We start from the raw sequence: 19,486 nt of genomic DNA on the forward strand, positions 1-19,486 counted from the left end.
CTCCCACAACAGCATCGGGCCCGAAACAGCGCGGGGCCGGCGGCATTGCGCGCAGGGCCAGGCTCTTGTGGGAGAGCCTTGGCACTTGCTGGGAGAGCCTTGGCACTTGCTGGGAGGGCCTTGGCTCTTGTGGGACGACCTTCAGGCCCGACGCTTTGCGCTCAGCCCGCCCGCACCCTCACGCCTCGCGCTCGAACAACGCCCGCAGCGCCTCGGCCAGCATCGCGCCGGTCACCGGCTTGCGCAGGAAGCGGTCGAAGCCGGCCTTCGCCGCCTGCGGTTCGGCGTCGGCATCGGCGCGCGCGGTCACCGCCACCAGCGGTTGGGCGAAACCTTGCGCGCGCAGCTGGCGGGCGAGGTCGAGGCCGTTGATGCCGGGCAGGTCGAGATCGAGCAGGGCCAGGTCGAAGCGCGCGGTCGCCACTTCGGCCAGCGCGGCCAGGCCGTTGGCGACGTGGGTGACGCGGTGGCCCTGGGTGCGCAGCAGGCCGGCGATGACCTCGGCCACGGTCGGATCGTCCTCCACCAGCAGCACCGCGCGCGGCCCGACGTGCGGCCGCGCCAGCTTCGGTTCGTTCGCTGCGGCGCTGTGCGCCGGCGGCTCGGCCTGCGCCAGCGGCAGGTCGAACACGAAGCGCGCGCCCTGCCCCGGTTCGCTGTGCACCGCGATCAGGCCTTCCATCGCCGCCGCCAGTTCCTGGCTGATCGCCAGGCCCAGGCCGCTGCCGCCGTAACGCGCCGCGGTGCGCGCGCCCTCGGCCTGCTCGAAGCGGCGGAACAAGCGCTGCTTCTGTTCTTCGTTGAGGCCCGGGCCGGTGTCGCTGACCTCGAAACGCACGCCCTGCGGGCTCAGCCGCTCGACCCGCAGGCCGACGGAGCCGGTATCGGTGAACTTGATCGCGTTGCCGAGCAGGTTCAGCAGGATCTGGCACACCCGGCTCTGGTCGCCGCGCAGCCCGGCCGGCGCATCGGCGTCGACGTCGACCTGGAAACGCAGCCCGCGCTGCTGCGCCAGCGGCCGCATCAGGTCGGCCGCCTGCGCCACCAGCGCGCGCAGGTCGAAGGGCTCGTGCGCCAGCTCGAGCTTGCCCGATTCGATTCGCGCCAAATCCAGCGCGTCGTTGACCAAACGCAACAGGTGCTCGCCCGCGCGCCGGATCGATTCGGTGTAGCCGCGCTGCTTCTGGTCCAGCGGCGTGTCCAGCAACAACTCGCTCATGCCCAGCACGCCGGTCATCGGCGTGCGCACCTCGTGCCCCAGCGTCGCCAGGAACCGGGTCTTGGCCAGCGAGGCCTGCTTGGCCACTTCGCGCTCGTGCTCGGCGCGCTGCCAGTTGAGCCGCCGCGCCAGCCGCCGCCGGTACGCCATCGTCGCCCACCACGCCGCCAGCGCGATCAGGCCCAGCAGCGCCGCCAGCGCCGGCGGCGTGCGCCACCACGGCGGCCGCACGTTGAATTCCAGGGTCCGCTCCAGCGCGGCGTTGCCGTTGGCGTCGACCGCGCGCGCGCGCAGCACGTAGCTGCCCGGCGGCAGGCCGGCGAACACCCGCTCGCCGCTTTCGCCGACCGCGACCCAGTCGCTGTCGTAGCCCTCCAGCCAGGTGTAGTAGCGGTTGGCCTGCGGATCGTCGAACGAGAGCAGGCGCAACTGCACGCGCATCTCGCGGTCGTCCGGCGCCAGCGTCGGCAGCGCTTCGTAGCGCGAGGCGCGCTCGGACCCCGACGGCCGCACCGGCCGGTGCAGCGGCAGCGGCACCCAGCGGCCGTGGCGGCGCACGTCGAGCTGGTGCCACACCAGCCGCGGCTGGCGCGCGGCCGGGTCCGGCCAGGCGGTGTCGATCAACACCACGCTGCCGTCCGACAGCGACGCGGCCAGGGTGCCGTCGGCGGTCAGCACGCTGGTGCGGCGCAGGAACTCCTGGCTGCTCATGCCGTCCTGCACGCCGAAGCGGCGCAGGCGCTGGGCCTTGGGGTCCCAGCGGAACAGGCCGCGCGCGGTCGGCAGCCACAGCCGCCCGTCGCGGTCGCGGAACAGGCCGGTGCCTTCCACCGCCGGAATGCCGCGCTCGACCCCGGCGCGTTCGCGCAGCTGCCAGCGCCCGCCCTCGCGCCGGTAGTGCTCCAGGCCGTTGAGGCGCTGCAGCCACAGGCTGTCGGCGTTTTCGAACACGAAGCCGAACACGCGGTCGCCGGGCAGGCCCGGCACCGCGGCCATGACGTTGCGCGCGGCGTCGCGGCGCAACAGGCCCTCGCCCGAGGCGATCCACAGCGCGCCGTCGGGGGCGAAGCCGATCGCGTCGAAGTCGCCGTTGCCGATGCCCTGCTGCGGGCCGACCGCGATCGTCGCCAGCACCTTGCCGGTGTCGGGATCGCGCTGCTGCAGCCCTTGGGTGAGGTAGGAAATCCACAGCGTGCCGTCGGGCGCGATCGCGACCCGGTCGGGTTCGCCGGGCAGCACCGGGTCTTGCGCCGAATCGTCGCTCCAGTCGCGCCAGGCGCCGGAGGGATCGATCCGCACCAGGTTGTTGCGGCTGGTGGCGATCCACAGCCGGCCGCGGCGGTCCTCGACCGCGGTGTTGGGGATGCCGCCCTTGCCGAGCGCATCGTGCGGGCCGTCGGCGACCGGCTCGACCACGCCGTCCTGGCCCAGCCGCTCGATCTCGCCGCGCGCGCCGATCAGCCAGAAGCCGCCGCGCGCCGACGGCGCCAGCGCGGTGTACAGCTCGCTGCTGAGGGTGCCGCGCTCGCGCGAATACTGGGCGATGCGGCGCCAGTCCGGGCGCAGGTAGCCGACCCCGACGCCGGCCAGCGGGAACCAGAACGAGCCGTCGTCCTGGCCCAGGATCTGCTGCACCGGCCGCGCCGGCCGCGCCGGGCCCAGCGCCATCGGCGCCGGCACCGTCTGCGGCGTGGCCCGCCAGATGCTGCGCTGGGTGCCGATCCAGAAACTGCCGTCGCGGTCCGGCGCCAGGCTCAGCACCGCGTTGAGCTGGGCGAACATCACCGAATAGTCCGGATCGCTCCAGCGCCCGTCGCGCTCGCGCCGGTGCAGGCCGGTCTTGCTGCCGACCCACAGCGCATCGCCGACCGGGGCCATGGTGAACACCCACGGCGCCGGGTCGTCGCCGGGCAGCGGGTAGCGCTCGAAATCGCTGCCGGTCCAGCGCGCCAGGCCCTTGAACGTGCCGATCCACAACTCGCCGCGGTCGTCGAAGGCCAGCGACAGCACGGTCGAGGACGGCAGGCTGCGCGGGTCGCCGTCCTTGGGCATGAAGCGCTCGATCCGGCCGTTGCGGTCGATCCGGTGCAGGCCGCCGCCGTAGGTGCCGAACCAGACCTCGCCGTTGCGGCTGGCCACGCTGAAGGTGTCGTCGCTGCCGATCTGCGGATGCGCGGTGCGGCTGTACTGGACGAAGCCCTCGCGGCGCGCGTCCATCATGCTCAGCCCGCGGCCCTCGGCGGCGACCCAGATGCGGTCGCGGTCGTCGACGGTGACCAGGGCCAGGTCGTTGCCGGGCAGCGAAGCCGGATCGCCGGGCACATGCCGCCACACCTTCATGCCGACGCCGTCGTAGCGCGCCAGGCCATCGGTGGTGGCCAGCCACAGGTAGCCGGCGTGATCGAAGGCCATGCCGTTGACCTTGCTCGACGGCAGGCCGTCGGCGACGCCGATGATGCGCGCGCGCGGCGCCTCGGGCACGCCGGCCGCGGCCCAGGCGGGCGCGAGCGCGGCCACCGCCACGGCCACCATGGCCAGGCAGGCGCACCATCGCGGCCTTCCCCGTATCAGCGCTTGCAGCATCCGGTTCCCTCGCACAATGAAACAAGCCATCCTGGCAGCGCGCCGGCTGCGCCGGGAGCAGCGAAACTGACGCCTCGCTGACACTGGGCTGACCACATTCTGGCATCCGGATTACGGTTTCGCCGGTCCGGCTGCGACATATTCCCCTGGCATAAGGCTCGGCGATAACCGCATCGGCAGGCAAGTCGCGAAACCGCGGCCCTGTCGCGCCGCACCGGCGCGACGCCCCCGGGCGCCGCCGCGGCCCGGGTCGAAACGGAGCGTTGCGCGCGCCTGGACACGGCCTTGCGCCGCTGTGCCTAGAATCCCTGCCGAACCTTGCCGGAGCTGCCATGTCTCTCAATCGTCCCTGCGCCATCGTGCTGGCCGCGCTCGCCGCATTCGCCGGCGCCGCGACCGCGACGCCGGCGGGCGCGCAGCGGGCAGACGCCGAGCCGGCGGCCAAGCCGGCCGCCGCGGCGGCGGACGCGCGGACCGCGGCGGCCCCGGCCGCCAAGGCCGATCCGGGCACCTACGGCTTCGATCCGGTCCACACCCGGGTCATGTTCGCGCTGTCGCATGCCGGCTTCTCCCAGGCCATCGGCACCGTCTCCGGCGCCGCCGGCACCCTGCGCTTCGACCCGGCCGACTGGCGCGGCGCCCATCTCGACGTACAGGTGCCGCTGACCCGGCTCGACCTGGGCGACGGCAAATGGAACAAGGCCGCGCTGGCGCGCAACCTGCTCGACGGCAAGCGCTGGCCGAGCGCGCGCTTCGTCTCTGAGCGGGTCGAACCGGCCGCCGGCGACCCGCAGCGCTTCGAGGTCTGCGGCACCTTGAGCCTGCACGGCGTCGACGGCCCGCTGTGCCTGCAGGTCAAGTTCAACCAGCTCAAGCGCCATCCGCTGCCGCCGTTCCACCGCACCGCCGGCTTCTCCGCCACCGCTACGCTCAGCCGCGCCGCGTTCGGCATCGACGCGTGGAAGTCGGTGATCGGCGACGAGGTCGAGCTGCGCATCGAAGCCGAAGCGGTGCGCGACAAATACGTAGGCGATTCTCCCCAGGGCGCGGCCGAGGCCGGCGCCGGCGAAGACGACGCCCGCCAGGATTCCGTGCGACCCGATCCCGCACCGCCCACCCCCGCCAACGCTCAGCCCGAACCGGAGCCCCGCCGATGACCTTGAAGAACACCGCCGACCGATGGGGCGCCGTCAGCCAGTCGCTGCACTGGCTGATCGTCTTGCTGATCGCGGCCATCGCCGTCATCGGCCTGACCATGACCGACATGCACAACGGGCCGTCGAAGATCAAGATCTACGCCCTGCACAAATCGCTCGGCCTGACCCTGCTGACGCTGGTGACGCTGCGCTTGCTGTGGCGCATCTACGCCGGCGCGCCCGCGCCGGTGGCCGGCACCCCGCACTGGCAGGAACGCATCGCCTCGCTGACCCACTGGGCGCTGTACGCGCTGATGTTCGCGCTGCCGCTGTCGGGCTGGCTGTTCAATTCCACCGCCGGCTACCCGCTGCAGTACTTCGGCCTGTTCAACCTGCCCAAGCTCGCCGCGCGCAACGAAGAACTGGCCCAGCTGACCCGCAACCTGCACGAAACCGGCTTCTGGCTGCTGCTGGCGCTGGTGCTGGCGCATGCGGCGGCCGCGTTCTACCACCACCTGTTCCAGAACGACGCCACCCTGACCCGGATGCTGCCGGGCCGGCGCCGCAGCTACGACGCCATCGCCGACGCCGCCAACGGCCACGGCGCGTCCAGCGCCGACGCCCCAGCCCCGCTCGCGTCCACCGTTTCCGCCCCCGCTTCCCCGGAGAACCGCAATGCGCCTTAAGTCCCTGGCCCTGGCCGCCGCCCTGACCCTCGCCGCCGCACCGGCCTTCGCCGCCGACTACGTGCAGCAGGCCGGCTCGACCCTGACCTTCGCCACCAAGTACCAGGGCGAAGTCTTCGCCGGCACCTTACCCGGCTTCACCGCCCGGCTGAGCTTCGACCCGGCCAAGCTGGAAGGCTCCAAGCTCGACGTGGTGATCCCGCTGGCCGGCGCCAACTCCAAGAACGCCGAACGCGACGACACCCTCAAGGGCAACGATTTCTTCGACATCGCCAAGTTCCCGCAGGCGCGCTACACCGCGACCAAGTTCCGCAGCCTGGGCGGCAACAACTACGCCGCCGACGGCAGCCTGACCCTGCGCGGGGTCAGCAAGCCGGTGACCTTGAACTTCACCTGGACCCCGGGCGCCAAGCCGGTGCTGGCCGGCAAGGCCACGGTCAAGCGCCTGGAGTACAACGTCGGCGCCGGCGACTGGGCCGACACCTCGATCATCCCCAACGAAGTGGCGGTGAGCACCAAGGTCACCTTCGCGCCGGGCAGCTGAGCCGCCCGCGCCGACAAAGACGGCGCCCCACGCGGGCGCCGTTTTTTTGCGCGACCTACGCGATCCCCCTGCAGGAGCGGCGCAAGCCGCGACCGCGACAACGCGACTGCGGCGAAACCCGCGACGCAACTGCGTTGCCGCGGTCGCGGCTCGCGCCGCTCCTGCAGGGGCTTCGGCCTCACTCCGCCGCCTGCAGCCACGCCGCCAGCCGCCCGGCGTCGAACGGCCAATCCAGCTCCGCCCCGCGCGCCTCGTCGCGCAGCACCGGCACGCGGGTGCCGTAACGCGCTTCCAGCGCCGCGTCCTCGTCGATAAAGACGCTCTCGAACTCCGGCGCGCGCGCCTGCGCCAGCACCGCCAGGGCCAGGTCGCACAGGTGGCAGTCGTCGCGTTGGAACAAAGTCAGCACAGTCGCTCCCTCATCCGTCGTGCGCCGGCACGCTCGCGCCGGCGCGCCTCAATGCGCCCGGGTATGGCCGAATCGCGCGCAAAGCGGCGAAAACCCGCCGCGGGGCGTGCGCGGCCGCGCGTAGAATAAGCGGTATACACACCCGCGCGGTGCCGGCGCGACGCGCCGCGCGCGGGCCGCCAGCAACGCCCGACCCCAGTTGGAGCAGCCAAACGTGGCCGTCAGTAGTTTCGACCTGTTCAAGATCGGCATCGGTCCGAGTTCCTCGCACACCGTCGGCCCGATGCGCGCCGCCGCGCGCTTCATCGAGCGCTGGCTGGTGGAAGGCTGCGGCACCGGCGAGCCCGGCGCCGACCTGGCCCGCACCGCGCGCGTGCGCGCCGAGGTGTTCGGCTCGCTGGCGCTGACCGGCCGCGGCCACGGCACCGACAAGGCGGTGCTGATGGGGCTGGAAGGCCATTGGCCGAACCAGATCGATCCGGACATCATCCCGGCCGCGCTGGAGCGCATCCGCAAGACCAAGCGCATCAATTTGTTCGGGCGCCACGAGATCGGCTTCGACGAGAAGCACGACCTGATCATGAACAAGCGCCAGAAGCTGCCGTTCCACACCAACGGCATGCGCTTCACCGCGTTCGACGCGAACGGCGAGGTCATCGCCACCCGCGATTACTACTCGGTCGGCGGCGGCTTCGTGGTCAACCAGGACGAGGCGGCCGAAGACCGCATCGTCGCCGACACCACCGACCTGCCCTACCCGTTCCATTCCGGCGACGAGCTGCTGGCGCAGTGCGCGCGCAGCGGGCTCAGCATCGCCCAGCTGATGATGGCCAACGAGCGCGTCTGGCGCAGCGACGAGCAGATCAACGCCGGCCTCGACGAAATCTGGGCGGCGATGCAGTCGTGCGTGAACCGCGGCATCCGCGAGACCGGCACCCTGCCCGGCGGCCTGCACGTCTCGCGCCGCGCGCCGAGCCTGCACGCCGAACTCGCCGCCAAACCCGAGGCGGCGATGCGCGATCCGCTGACCGTGCTCGACTGGGTCAACCTCTACGCGCTCGCGGTCAACGAAGAAAACGCCGCCGGCGGCCGCGTGGTGACCGCGCCGACCAACGGCGCGGCCGGCATCATCCCGTCGGTGCTGCACTACTACGACCGCTTCTGCCCCGGCGCCAACCTGCAGGGCGTGCGCAACTTCCTGCTGACCGCGGCCGCGGTCGGCATCCTGTACAAGGAAAACGCCTCGATCAGCGGCGCCGAAGTCGGCTGCCAGGGCGAAGTCGGCGTGGCCTGCTCGATGGCCGCCGCCGGCCTGGTCGGCGCGCTCGGCGGCAGCCCGAGCCAGATCGAGAACGCCGCCGAAATCGGCATGGAACACAACCTCGGCCTGACCTGCGACCCGATCGGCGGGCTGGTGCAGATTCCCTGCATCGAGCGCAACGCGATGGGCGCGGTCAAGGCGATCAACGCCTACCGCATGGCCATGCGCGGCGACGGCAAGCACAAGGTCAGCCTGGACAAGGTCATCAAGACCATGCGCGACACCGGCCGCGACATGCAGGACAAGTACAAGGAAACCTCGCGCGGCGGCCTGGCGGTCAACGTCATCGAGTGCTGAGGACGCGCAACGGCATGGACGCCCCGCAGCGACACATCGACGACGGCCGCGGCCTGTGGCGCTACGCCGGGCTGATCGAGGTGCGCTGCCCGCGCTGCGCGCAACCCGGCCAAGTGCGCGCGCCGAGCGGCCAGGACGGCGAAGTGCGCTTCGCCTGCACCGGCTGCGGCCTCAGCGCGGCGACGGTGTCGTGCTGCGGCCTGCACGCGGCGCAGCGCGACTGGTACGGGCCGGTGCGCCTGTACGGCCGCCGGCCCTGCGGCTACTGCGGCCACCAATGGCTGGGCGTCGACCGGATCTACGACGGCAAGCCTGCGCGCACGCCGCAGCGGCTGAGCGTGCGCTGCCGGGTGTGCGCGCGCGACAGCGAGGTCGAGGTGCAGACCACGCCGCACCGCGGCCACGAACCGCGCGACCCGCACCTGGGCCTGCCGCTGCGGCTGCTCGAACCCACGCGCCACGGCCTGCTGTGGGCCTACAACGCGCAGCACCTGGACGAACTGCGCCGCTACGTGGCCGCGACCCAGCGCGAGCGCCTGCGCAGCGCCGGCAACGCCTCGATGATCTCGCGCCTGCCGGCGTGGATGAAGCTGGCGCGGCACCGCACCGCGATGCTCAAGGCGCTGGACCGGCTGGACGCGCGGTTGCGCGCCGACGACGGCGCCGAGGCGGCCACCGCGACGCCGGCGCGCACGCCGGCGCACGGACGCGTCCGCGCCGACGCCCGCCCGCGCGGCGGCGCGACCCGACGCCGGCGCGGCTGACATGCGCGCCCTGGTCCTGCCCGGACTCGACGGCGGCGGCGCCCTGCTGGACGACTTCCTCGCCGCGATGCGGCCGCGCCTGGATGGGCAGGCGCTGGCGTATCCGGGCGATCCGGCGCTGGGCTACGCGGAACTGATCGACTGGGCCTGGCCGCAGCTGCCCACCGACGCACCGTTCGCGCTGATCGGCGAATCCTTCTCCGGCCCGGTCGCGATCGGCCTGGCCGCGCGGCGCCCACCGCAGCTCAAGGCGCTGGTGCTGTGCGCCTCGTTCGTGCGCGCGCCGCGGCCGCCGTGGTCGCCGCTGGGATTGGCCGCGCTGCCGGCGTGGACGCAGCGCCTGCCGCTGCAACGCGCGCCGCTCGCCGCGGTCGCGCGCGCGACCCTGGGCCGATGGTCGACCGCGCCACGCCGCCAACGCCTGCGCGCCGCGCTGGACGCGCTGGACCCGGCAGTGCTGCGCCGGCGCCTGGGCGAGATCGCCCGCGTCGACGCGCGCGCGGCGCTGGCCGAGGTCGCGGTGCCCACGCTGTACCTGCGCGCCGGCGCCGACCGGCTGGTCTCGCGCGACAGCTGGGAAGAGATCCGCCGCGCACGGCCGCAGACCGACTGCATCGCGCTGGATGCGCCGCACTTCGTGCTGCAGGCCTGCGCCGACGAGGCCGCCGCGCGGATCGGCCGATGGCTGGATCGCGGGAGCGGCGTCGGCTCCGATGTCCTTCGATCGGATGCGTCGTAGCGACCTGGGCGAAGAGCGTCGGGCCTGAAGGCCCTCCCACAAAGGCCCGCGAAACCGTGGCAGGGGCTTCAGCCCCGATGCCTTTCGATCCGGTGCTTCGCAGCGACCTGAGCCAAAAGCATCGGGCCTGAAGGCCCTCCCACAAGCGCCTGCCCACTACAGCAGCCCCTGCTCTTGTGGGAGGGGCTTCACCTTTCGATCCGATGCGTCGCAGCGACCTGAGCCGAGAGCATCGGGCCTGAAAGCCCTCCCACAAGGGCAGCGATTGCTGTGGTGGGCAGGCGCTGCCCTTGTGGGACGGCCTTCAGGCGCGACGCTCTGCGCCCCGACGCGACCCAACCCCACGCCACCGCCCACGTTCTTTGACCCCTCCCGCCACGCCCCGCACGCACCGCCCGCGGCCGCGCGGATTTCACCGCGTTTTGCCCCGCAGCATGCGCTTACTATGGCCCGACGCCAGCCGGAGCCAGCCGCTCATGCCAGCCCGCCTCAGCCGCCGCGACTTCCTCAAGTGCAGCGTCATCGCCGGTATCGGCGTCTACGTCGCCGCGCCCGGCAGCGCCGCGCTGGCGGCCTTGTTCGAGAAGCAACGGCTGCGGCCGATGCCCTGGGACCCGGCCACCGGCCATATCCGCTACCGCACCGACGCCACCGCCAAGGCCAGCGGCGAAAAACTCTTCAGCTTCGACATGCGCTCGCGCGACCTGCCCGGCTGGCCGCGCGAACAGGCCCACGCCATGTTGCTGCGCGCCACCCTCGCCGACCGCGCCTACCTGGGCTTCGACCTGTCCGTGCTGCCGGCCGACCTGCAGCCCGACCGCGTCGTCAGCGCCGACGATCTCGCCCGCGACCGCGTCGCCTTCCCCGCGTTCTACGGCGAAGACCTGCTGCTGCCGCCGGGCAAGACCCCGGCCTACCTCGGCCAGGCGGTCGCGCTGCTGATCTGGAACGACTTCGCCCGCTTCCGCGCGGCCAAGAGCCGGCTCAAGTTCCGCCCCGAGCTGATCCGCTGGGGCGCGCAGGCCGGCCCGATCGAGCGGCCGCCGTGGGCGAGCTTCCGCTATGTGCGCGTCGGCGGCGCCGACGCCTACGCCGACGACGTCTATTCCAGCTACAAGGACACGGTGCTGTTCCCCACCGGCTACCGCAAGCAGAATCCGCAGTGGGTCCAGGGCGACGCCGCCGGCAAGCTCGATGCGCAGGGCGTGGCGCACGCCGATGCGATGGCGGCCGAACTGGACAAGCCGGCGCCGGACAAGCTGGTGATCGAACGCGAGTACTTCTCGCAGTCCATCGACACCGCCGCGATGGAACTCGACAACGCCAACGGCTGGTTCGATGCCGACACCGGCACCGTGCACTTGGTCAGCGCGACCCAGTCGCCCAACGAGATCGCCGAGGAAGGCGCGCGCATGCTCGCCGCCACCGGCTTCGGCGTGAAGCGGCTGGTGCTGCATCCCTGCTACACCGTTGGCTACGGCTCCAAAGACCACAACCCGTTCCCGTTCGTGGCGCTGATGGCCGCGCTGTACGGCGGCGGCCGCCCGGTGCGGCTGGCCAACGACCGCTACGAGCAGTTCCAGTCCAGCCTCAAGCGCCACAGCTTCCGCATGCGTTACCGGCTGCAGGCCGACCGCGCCAGCGGCAAGTTCGAGATCTTCCACGGCCGCATGACCGGCGACGGCGGCGGGCGGATGAACTTCTCGCCCTCGGTGTGCCTGGTCGCGGCGACCGCGGCGCAGTCGATCTACTACGTCCCGCGCAGCGACCTGAGCAGCACCGTGATCGCCTCGCGCGCGCTCGACGCCGGCTCGGCGCGCGGCTACGGCACCTTGCAGAGCATGGGCGCGACCGAGATGCTGGTCGACGAGGTCGCCGCCGAACTGGGGCTGGATCCGATCGAACTGCGCCTGCGCAACGTGTTCGCCACCGGCATGAAGAACACCCAGGGCGCGATCCCGGCCGGCGCGCAGCGCGCCGACGAGGTGCTGCGCAAATCGCGCGCGCACCCGCTGTGGGCCCGGCGCGAAGCGCGCAAGCGCGAGTACGAGGCCGCCCATCCGGGCAAGCGCTACGGCGTCGGCTACGGCTGCGTGCAGAAGGACTACGGCACCGGCGGCGAGGCCGCGTTCGCCGAAGTCGCGCTCACCGCGCAGGGCCGCATCCGCCTGCGCCACATCGGCATCGAGATGGGCACCGGCATGGCCACCAGCCAGGCCGCGGTGTGCGCGAAGTGGCTGGGCCGTCCGGCCGACGAGGTGCTGACCGGCGAGACCGACTGGGCCGCGCTGCCGATGCACGCCACCGACGACACCTGGACCATGTCGCAGGCGACCCAGGACGCGCACGTCGGCGATCCGCGCTGGACGCCGAACTACGCCAGCCCGTCCAGCGCCAGCAACTCGGCCTACTTCTTCAGCCACGCCACCCGCGAGGCGGCGCGGCTGGTGTTCACCCAGGGCCTGTGGCCGGCGGCGCTGGCGCTGTGGGGCCAGGGCTTCGGCGGCGGCCAGCTGGCGCCGTTGTCGGTGCGGCGCGAGGACGCGCGCTGGGTCGAAGGCAAGCTCAGCGCCGGCGGCCTGGCGCCGCTGACATTGCAACAGCTCGCCGCCAAGGCCTTCGAACTGGGCCTGGCCACCGGCGCGACCGTGCACAGCTTCAACCGCTGGCAATGGGCCCAAGCCGAATTCCCGCTGTCCGGCGACGACGCGCGGCTGCCGCTGGACGGCGTCGCGCTGCGCTGGGGCGACGGCAGCGGCGACGGCGCGGGCGCGCCGACCGCCGACGGCTACCGCATGATCGCGCGCAGCCGCGCGCATTACCCGCCGACCCAGCGCAACAACGCCGGCGTCACCTACTACGCGGCCATCGGCACCATCGCCGAGGTGGCGGTCGACACCGCCACCGGCCAGGTCGAACTGCTCGACCATCATTCGATCCTCGAATGCGGCACGCCGATCGTTCCCGAACTGGTATCGAGCCAGCTGCAGGGCGGATTGGCGATGGGCATCGGCCATGCGCTGCACGAATTCCTGCCGCTGTACGAGGACGGCCCGGGCGACGGCAGCTGGAACTTCAACCGCTACCAGCTGCCGCGCGCGCGCGACGTCGCGGTGTGGGCGCAGACCGGCGAGATCCTGCCGCCGCTGTCGCCGTCCGACGCGCCCAAGGGCATGGCCGAGGTGGTGATGATCGCGGTGGTGCCGGCGATCGCCAATGCGGTAACCCACGCCATCGGCCATCGCTTCCGCGAACTGCCGATCACCCCCGACAAGATCCAGGCCGCGCTCGCCGCCGCCGAATCAGCGCCGCGCGCGCAGCAGGCCCACGCATGAGCCAGAACAGCCTGCGCCTGAAGCCGTTGACGCTGCGGATCAACGGCCGCGACCACGGCCCCATCGACGTGCCCGACGACATGATGCTGGTCGACGTGCTGCACGAATACCTCGGCCTCACCGGCACCCGCTTCGGCTGCGGCCAGGGCGTGTGCCGCGCCTGCACCGTCATCGTCGACGACGAACACGGGCCGCGCGAAGTGCGCAGCTGCATCACCGGCGCGCATTACTTCCAGGGCAAGCCGATCCGCACCGTCGAAGGCCACGCCAAGCGCGGCGACGACGGCGCGCTGCTGGAGCTGTCGGCGGTGCAGCAGGCCTTCCTCGATCACTTCAGCTTCCAGTGCGGCTATTGCACGCCGGGCTTCGTCAACGCCGCCACGGTCTTGCTCGAACGCCTGGGCAAGCAGGCGGCGCGCGACTACGACCGCGAGGAAGTGCGCGCGCTGATCCTGGAAGCGCTCAACCCGCACCTGTGCCGCTGCACCGGCTATGTGCGCTATTACCAGGCGGTCGAGGCGCTGGTGCTGCAGCTGCCGACGGTACGCCTGCGCAAGCAGGCGGAGGCGCCGCGATGAGCAAGCGCCGCTGGAAACGCCTGATCGCCTGGGTGGCGCTGATCGCGCTGGTGTGGTTCGCGCTGGATTGGCTGGCCGGCTGGTGGTATCGCCGCGGCCCCGCGGTGCAGGTCGACGCCGCGCCGGCGCAGATCGAGCGCGGCCGTTACCTGGTCGCCGCCGCCGACTGCGCGGCCTGCCACACCGCCGACGGCGGCGCGCCGTTCGCCGGCGGGGTGCCGCTGGCCTCGCCGTTCGGCGTCATCCACGGCACCAACATCACCCCCGACGCGCAGACCGGCATCGGCCGCTACAGCGCCGACGACTTCTTCCACGCCATCACCCGCGGCGAAGCGCGCGACGGGCACCAGTTGTATCCCGCGATGCCCTACGTCTCGTACAAGACCATCGCCCGCGCCGACAGCGACGCGATCTACGCCTACCTGATGACCCGGCCGGCGGTGAAGCGCGAGAACAGCGCCAACGGCGTCGGCTTCCCGTTCAACATCCGCACCGGCATCCACGCCTGGAACCTGCTGTTCGCCGGCGCGCAGGCGCGGCCGGCCTCGCAGGGGCAGTCGCCGCAGTGGAAGCGCGGCGAGTACCTGGTCGAAACGCTCGGCCATTGCGGCGAATGCCACAGCCCGCGCGGCTGGCTCGGCCAGGTCGATCGCTCCAACCCGCTGGCCGGCAACGACGCGCTCGGCCGCTTCGCCGCGCCCGACCTGACCCCGCAAGGCCTGGCGCAACGCGGCTGGGACCGCACCGGCCTGCTGGCCTACCTCGGCCGCGGCGTCGCCGCGCATGCGGTCGCGTCCGACGAAATGCTCAAGGTGGTGAACCTGTCGACCAGCCGGCTGAGCCAGGACGACGTCGGCGCGATCGCGAGCTACCTGCTCGGCGATGCGCCGCCCGCGCCGATGGCGCTCGCGGGTGCGAACGCGGCAGCGGGCGGCGACGGCGCGCCCGCGCAGTCGCGCTACTTCGCCCTGTGCGCCGGCTGCCACGGCCGCGACGGCCAGGGCGTGCCGCACGTGGCGCCGGCGCTGGCCGGCAACAGCGGCGTGCGCGACCCGAATCCGCACAACCTGATCGTCGCCATCCTCGACGGCTTGCCCGAGCACGACTTGCCCGGATTGGAACGGATGCAGGACATGCCGGGCTTCTCGGCGCAGCTCAGCGACCAGGATGTCGCCGAACTGGCGCAGTGGCTGCGTGCGCGCTACGGCGGGCAGAGCGCGCAGGTGTCGGCCGAGCGAGTCAAGAAGTTGCGCGAGAGCGCCGGCAAGCACTGAAACCGCACGGCGAACTGGAACGACAGCGTCGGGCCTGAAGGCCCTCCCACAAGCGTCCGACGCTTCGTCCTGCTTTTGTGGGAGGGCCTTCAGGCCCGACGCCCTTCGCCCCGGTCGCCAAAACCCGCTCCATCGCCGCAAGGTACGATGCCGACACCCCACCGCACCGACTCCGCCATGCGCGCCTTCGCCCTCGCTACGCTGCTGATCCTGCTCGCTCCCGCGCTGCGCGCCGAGCCCGCGCCCAAGCCCGCGGCCTACGGCGCCGAACTGGACGGCTTCGACTACCCCTACCCGGTGCAGCGCTACCGCTTCCAGTCGCAAGGCGAGGCGGTGCAGATGGCCTACCTCGACGTGCGCCCCGAGCGGGCCAACGGCCGCACCGTGGTGCTGCTGCACGGCAAGAACTTCTGCGCCGCGACCTGGGAATCGGCCATAGCGGCATTGCGCGACGCCGGCTACCGGGTGATCGCGCCCGACCAACTCGGCTTCTGCAAATCCAGCAAGCCCGCCCACCACCAGTACAGCCTGCACGAACTGGCCGCCAACACCCACGGCTTGCTCGCCTCGCTCGGCATCGAACGCGCCGACATCGTCGGCCACTCGATGGGCGGCATGCTCGCCGCACGCTATGCGCTGATGTATCCGCAAGCCACCGCGCGCCTGGCGATGGTCAATCCGATCGGCCTGGAAGACTGGAAAGCGCTCGGCGTGCCGTGGCGCAGCGTCGACGACAATTACGCGCGCGAGCTCAAGACCACCGCTGCGACCATCCGCAAATACCAGCAGGAGGTCTACTACGGCGGCCAGTGGAAACCCGAGTACCAGCGCTGGGTCGACATGCTCGCCGGCCTGTATGCCGGCCCCGGCCACGAACGCGTCGCCTGGAGCCAGGCGCTGACCTCGGAGATGGTGTTCACCCAACCGGTCGTGCACGAGTTCGCGCGCCTGCGCGTGCCGACCGTCCTGTTCATCGGCCAGCGCGACCGCACCGCGATCAACCGCGATCTGGCCGACGACGCGCTCAAGGCGAAACTGGGCTTGTATCCCGAACTCGGCCGCGCCGCGGCGAAGGCGATCGCCGGCGCGAAGCTGGTGGAGTTCGACGACCTGGGGCATTCGCCGCAGGTGGAAGCGCCGCAGCGGTTCGAAGCGGCGTTGCTGGATGCGCTGCGCGAGTGATGCGCTGCCCGACCGGCAGCTTGGGCTGAGCGACCAAGCTCGCGCGATGAATCCTGCCGACAAGCGCATGCGTGGCAGGGGCTTCAGCCCCGATGCGTTTCGACCCGCTCGCCGCGCCACGATTTGAACCAAAAAGCGTCGGGCCTGAAGGCCCACCCACGATTCCTCGCCCAGACGTTGTGGGAGAGGCTTCAGCCTCGACGCCTATCGATCCGCTCGCTACGTCATGACCTGAGCCGACAGCATCGGGCCTGAAGGCCCTCACACGATTCCTCGCCCAGACGTTGTGGGAGGGGCTTCAGCCCCGACGCTTTTCGATCCGCTCGCCGCGCCGTGTCCTGAGCCAAGCGCATCGAACCCAAAGGACTTCCCACGCCGCGGCGCTCGCTCGGGCGCTTTGCCGTCCGTGACGCCGTTTTGACTCGCAAGCCGACCTTGCTGTCCATTGGACATCGATCCAAGTCACTGTTTTTCAACATCATCTCGCGCCACGACTCGCTGCGCCGCAGCAATCCGCGCCATTTCCGGCAAACGTTGTCACGAGGTTCTGTGAACCAGCCCGCAAAGACTCGGACACTTGGTTGACAACGTTGTCACGCGGCGCCAGTTTCCCGATCCGAACGGCACGCCGATCGGTTCGCCGCCGCGGCAGCAGGGAGGGAACACGCGTCAGCGCGGTGACGTCGCGGTCGCAACGCAGGGCAATCGATTTCGCGCACGGCCGGCCTATCGCACCGGTCCGGCCGCCTCGGGCGGCGGTGCGCCGCAACGCCGCAACACACACGACGGCGCAACGACGCCGATCGACGAGGAGGCCCGAGCCTCCCATGCAATTGGAAGGTTCGACGACCTTCCTTCGACACGGGCGGGAATCGCCGTCGGCCGCGCGCGGCCGGCGAAGTCATGACTATGCATCGGGAGAGAGGAAGCACCATGAGACACGCACGGTCCGCCAACCTGCTGTTGCTGTCGGGCATGCTCGCCGCGTCGTCGATGTCGACGGCGTGGGCGCAAGCCGCCTGCAACGGCGTTCCTGCCTGGAACGCCTCCACCATCTACGCCGCCGGCGACAAGCTGACGTACCAAAATCGCCTGTACCAGGCCACCGGCCCGATCTGGAACACGCCGCCGACGCATTGTCCGAGCTGCAACTACTACACCGACCTGGGCGTGTGCGGCACCGGCCCCGGCAACCAGCCGCCGACGGTGAGCCTGACCGCGCCGAGCAACGGCGCCACCTACAACGCCGGCGCCAACATCGCCGTCAGCGCCAACGCCGCCGACAGCGACGGCTCGGTCGCCAGCGTCGAATTCTTCCGCGGCACCACCTCGCTCGGCGTCGACACCTCCGCGCCGTACAGCGTGACCTGGAACAACGCCAGCGCCGGCAGCCACAGCTTCACCGCCGTGGCCAAGGACAACCAGAACGCGACCACGACCTCGTCCGCGGTCAGCGTGACCGTCAGCGGCGGCTCCAGCGACACCACTGCGCCGAGCGTGCCCGGCGGGCTGGCTTCGTCCGCGCAGACCTCCAACAGCGTCTCGCTGAGCTGGAACGCGTCCACCGACAACGCCGGCGGCAGCGGCGTGGCCGGCTACGACGTCTACCGCAACGGCAGCCTCGCCGGCTCGCCGGCCACCACCAGCTACACCGTCTCCGGCCTGAGCCCGAGCACCAGTTACAGCTTCACCGTGCGCGCGCGCGACAACGCCGGCAACGCCTCGGCGCAGAGCGGCTCGATCAGCGCCACCACCAAGCCCGGCGGCGTCGGCGGCAACAAGCACAAGATCGGCTACTTCGCCCAGTGGGGCATCTACGGCCGCAACTACCGGGTCAAGAACATCGACACCTCCGGTTCGGCGGCGAAGATCACCCACATCAACTACGCCTTCGGCAACGTGCGCAACAACCGTTGCGAAGTCGGCCTGACCATTCCGTCCGACCCGAACACCGGCGCCGGCGGCGACGCGTTCGCCGATTACAGCAAGGCCTTCCAGGCCGGCGAGAGCGTCAGCGGCGCGTCCGACACCTGGGACCAGCCGCTGCGCGGCAACTGGAACCAGCTCAAGCAGCTCAAGGCCAAGCATCCGGGCCTGAAGGTGCTGATCTCGCTGGGCGGCTGGACCTGGTCGCGCGGCTTCTCCAGCGCGGCGCGCCCCGAAAACCGCCAGGCCTTCGTGGCTTCGTGCATCGACGCCTACATCAAGGGCAACCTGCCGGTCACCGACGGCGCCGGCGGCGTCGGCGCGGCGGCGGGCGTGTTCGACGGCATCGACATCGACTGGGAATACCCGGTGGCCTGCGGCATCGAGTGCGGCAAGCCCGAGGACAACGCCAACTTCACCGCGCTGATGGCCGAGTTCCGCCGCCAGCTCAACGCGGTGCGGCCGGGCCTGTTGCTCACCGTCGCGGTCGGCGCCGGCGTCGACAAGATCCGTGTGACCGATCCGGGCGCGTACCACCAGTACCTGGACTTCATCAACGTGATGACCTACGACTTCCACGGCGCGTGGGATCCCAAGACCGGCCATCACTCGGCGCTGTACGCCTCGCCGAACGATCCGTCCACCGGCGATCAGAAGCTGTACAACTCCAACGACGCGATCCAGGCCTTCATCACCCGCGGCGTGCCGGCTTCCAAGATCAACCTGGGCATCGGCTTCTACGGCCGCGGCTGGACCGGCGTGCAGAACGTCGCCAACGGCCTGTACCAGAACGGCACCGCGGCGCCTGGCACCTACGAGGCCGGCATCGAGGACTACAAGGTGCTCAAGAACAAGCCGGGCACGATCTACACCGACGCCACCGCCCGCGCCACCTGGAAGTACGACGGCAGCACCTTCTGGAGCTACGACACGCCGCAGCTGATCAACGAGAAGATGCAGTACGTCAAGGCGCAGAACCTCGGCGGCGCGTTCTTCTGGGAGTTCAGCGGCGACGACGCCACCGGCAGCCTGGCGACCGCGATCGACGACGGCCTGAAGTGAGTCCCGGCTGATCGATTCCAGCAGCAAGCCCCTCTCCCGTCCGCGGGAGAGGGGTCGGGGCGAGGATCCTCGTCGCCTCTCTCGTTTTCGTCTGAAGCGCTTCAGGGGCGTTTCGAAGTCCAAGTTTTGCAAAGCCACGGCGAGCGATACGTCGCGGCGATCTGCAGCGGAGCGCCGGTCATCCCCCCGATCGGCGCTCCGATTTCGTTTTTGCGGTTTGCGGTTTGCGGTTTGCGGTTGGGGGATGATGCGATCCGGACGCCGAGCGTCGAGGCCGAGCGCGCTGGCGCGGAAGCGATGTTGGAAGCCGCGTCGCGACCTGGGAAAAGAGCATCGGGCCTGAAGGCCCTCCCACAAGAGCGAAGCGTCGGGTCTGAAGACCATCCCACAAGGGCAAAGCGTCGGGCCTGAAGACCTTCCGACAAGGGCAA

At 71.2% G+C, this 19,486-nt stretch carries 13 protein-coding genes and 1 pseudogene; 12 read left to right on the forward strand and 2 right to left on the reverse strand.

The window, feature by feature from the left end:
* Positions 1-178: 178 nt before the first annotated feature.
* Positions 179-3,751 carry a hybrid sensor histidine kinase/response regulator gene (locus tag BLV01_RS10850; protein ID WP_091798725.1) on the reverse strand — a complete coding sequence of 1,191 codons (3,573 nt, stop codon included), beginning with the start codon at positions 3,749-3,751 and terminating at the stop codon, positions 179-181.
* A 383-nt stretch (positions 3,752-4,134) separates the two neighbouring features.
* Here BLV01_RS10850 and BLV01_RS10855 point away from each other — a divergent pair, with 383 nt between their 5' ends.
* From BLV01_RS10855 to BLV01_RS10865, 3 genes and pseudogenes are all read left to right on the forward strand, one after another.
* The gene (locus BLV01_RS10855; RefSeq protein WP_091798728.1) at positions 4,135-4,959 is read left to right on the forward strand and encodes a YceI family protein; all 825 of its coding nucleotides are present in this window, start codon (positions 4,135-4,137) and stop codon (positions 4,957-4,959) included.
* Positions 4,956-5,492 (forward strand): annotated as a pseudogene (locus BLV01_RS10860) (cytochrome b); the annotation flags it as partial. The gene BLV01_RS10855 and the pseudogene BLV01_RS10860, both read left to right, overlap by 4 nt.
* A gap of 121 nt (positions 5,493-5,613) precedes the next feature.
* Positions 5,614-6,168, forward strand: coding sequence for a YceI family protein (locus BLV01_RS10865; protein WP_091798734.1), 555 nt, complete (start codon positions 5,614-5,616; stop codon positions 6,166-6,168).
* A 178-nt stretch (positions 6,169-6,346) separates the two neighbouring features.
* Here the strand turns inward: BLV01_RS10865 and BLV01_RS10870 are convergent, their stop codons facing one another.
* The gene (locus tag BLV01_RS10870) at positions 6,347-6,577 is read right to left on the reverse strand and encodes a glutaredoxin family protein (protein WP_091798737.1); all 231 of its coding nucleotides are present in this window, start codon (positions 6,575-6,577) and stop codon (positions 6,347-6,349) included.
* A 214-nt stretch (positions 6,578-6,791) separates the two neighbouring features.
* On the opposite strand from BLV01_RS10870, the gene BLV01_RS10875 reads away from it, so the two are divergent.
* From BLV01_RS10875 to BLV01_RS27165, 9 genes are all read left to right on the forward strand, one after another.
* Positions 6,792-8,195 (forward strand): L-serine ammonia-lyase, encoded by a 1,404-nt coding sequence (locus BLV01_RS10875; protein WP_091798740.1) that lies wholly within the window; start codon positions 6,792-6,794, stop codon positions 8,193-8,195.
* Positions 8,196-8,209: 14 nt separating this feature from the next.
* Entirely contained in the window at positions 8,210-8,959 is a 750-nt protein-coding gene (locus tag BLV01_RS10880) for a hypothetical protein (RefSeq protein WP_254782593.1), read from the forward strand.
* Between the two features lies 1 nt (position 8,960).
* A complete protein-coding gene (locus tag BLV01_RS10885; protein ID WP_091798743.1) occupies positions 8,961-9,698 on the forward strand; it encodes an alpha/beta fold hydrolase in 738 nt (245 codons plus the stop codon).
* A 476-nt stretch (positions 9,699-10,174) separates the two neighbouring features.
* Positions 10,175-13,033, forward strand: coding sequence for a xanthine dehydrogenase family protein molybdopterin-binding subunit (locus BLV01_RS10890; RefSeq protein ID WP_091798746.1), 2,859 nt, complete (start codon positions 10,175-10,177; stop codon positions 13,031-13,033).
* A complete protein-coding gene (locus tag BLV01_RS10895) occupies positions 13,030-13,611 on the forward strand; it encodes a (2Fe-2S)-binding protein (RefSeq protein WP_091798749.1) in 582 nt (193 codons plus the stop codon). Before BLV01_RS10890 ends, BLV01_RS10895 begins: the two co-directional genes overlap by 4 nt.
* Complete coding sequence (locus tag BLV01_RS10900; protein ID WP_091798752.1) at positions 13,608-14,885, forward strand: cytochrome c; 1,278 nt, start codon at positions 13,608-13,610, stop codon at positions 14,883-14,885. Before BLV01_RS10895 ends, BLV01_RS10900 begins: the two co-directional genes overlap by 4 nt.
* A 177-nt stretch (positions 14,886-15,062) precedes the next feature.
* On the forward strand, positions 15,063-16,067 hold the full coding sequence (locus BLV01_RS10905) for an alpha/beta fold hydrolase (protein WP_091798755.1): 1,005 nt from the start codon (positions 15,063-15,065) through the stop codon (positions 16,065-16,067).
* A gap of 577 nt (positions 16,068-16,644) precedes the next feature.
* Complete coding sequence (locus BLV01_RS25385) at positions 16,645-16,974, forward strand: hypothetical protein (RefSeq protein WP_139178613.1); 330 nt, start codon at positions 16,645-16,647, stop codon at positions 16,972-16,974.
* A 68-nt stretch (positions 16,975-17,042) separates the two neighbouring features.
* A complete protein-coding gene (locus tag BLV01_RS27165) occupies positions 17,043-19,055 on the forward strand; it encodes a glycosyl hydrolase family 18 protein (protein WP_091799162.1) in 2,013 nt (670 codons plus the stop codon).
* The last annotated feature ends 431 nt before the right edge of the window (positions 19,056-19,486 follow it).

The sequence above is a fragment of the Lysobacter sp. yr284 genome, from assembly GCF_900107375.1.
Taxonomy (GTDB): Bacteria; Pseudomonadota; Gammaproteobacteria; order Xanthomonadales; family Xanthomonadaceae; genus Lysobacter.

Excerpts from the sequence above, each read along its gene's own strand:
- BLV01_RS10850 (WP_091798725.1), bottom strand. The coding sequence starts at position 3,751 with ATGGTGGCCGTGGCGGTGGCCGCGCTCGCGCCCGCCTGGGCCGCGGCC.
- BLV01_RS10855 (WP_091798728.1), top strand. The coding sequence starts at position 4,135 with ATGTCTCTCAATCGTCCCTGCGCCATCGTGCTGGCCGCGCTCGCCGCA.
- BLV01_RS10865 (WP_091798734.1), top strand. The coding sequence starts at position 5,614 with ATGCGCCTTAAGTCCCTGGCCCTGGCCGCCGCCCTGACCCTCGCCGCC.
- BLV01_RS10880 (WP_254782593.1), top strand. The coding sequence starts at position 8,210 with ATGGACGCCCCGCAGCGACACATCGACGACGGCCGCGGCCTGTGGCGC.
- BLV01_RS10885 (WP_091798743.1), top strand. The coding sequence starts at position 8,961 with ATGCGCGCCCTGGTCCTGCCCGGACTCGACGGCGGCGGCGCCCTGCTG.
- BLV01_RS10890 (WP_091798746.1), top strand. The coding sequence starts at position 10,175 with ATGCCAGCCCGCCTCAGCCGCCGCGACTTCCTCAAGTGCAGCGTCATC.
- BLV01_RS10895 (WP_091798749.1), top strand. The coding sequence starts at position 13,030 with ATGAGCCAGAACAGCCTGCGCCTGAAGCCGTTGACGCTGCGGATCAAC.
- BLV01_RS10900 (WP_091798752.1), top strand. The coding sequence starts at position 13,608 with ATGAGCAAGCGCCGCTGGAAACGCCTGATCGCCTGGGTGGCGCTGATC.
- BLV01_RS10905 (WP_091798755.1), top strand. The coding sequence starts at position 15,063 with ATGCGCGCCTTCGCCCTCGCTACGCTGCTGATCCTGCTCGCTCCCGCG.
- BLV01_RS27165 (WP_091799162.1), top strand. The coding sequence starts at position 17,043 with ATGCTCGCCGCGTCGTCGATGTCGACGGCGTGGGCGCAAGCCGCCTGC.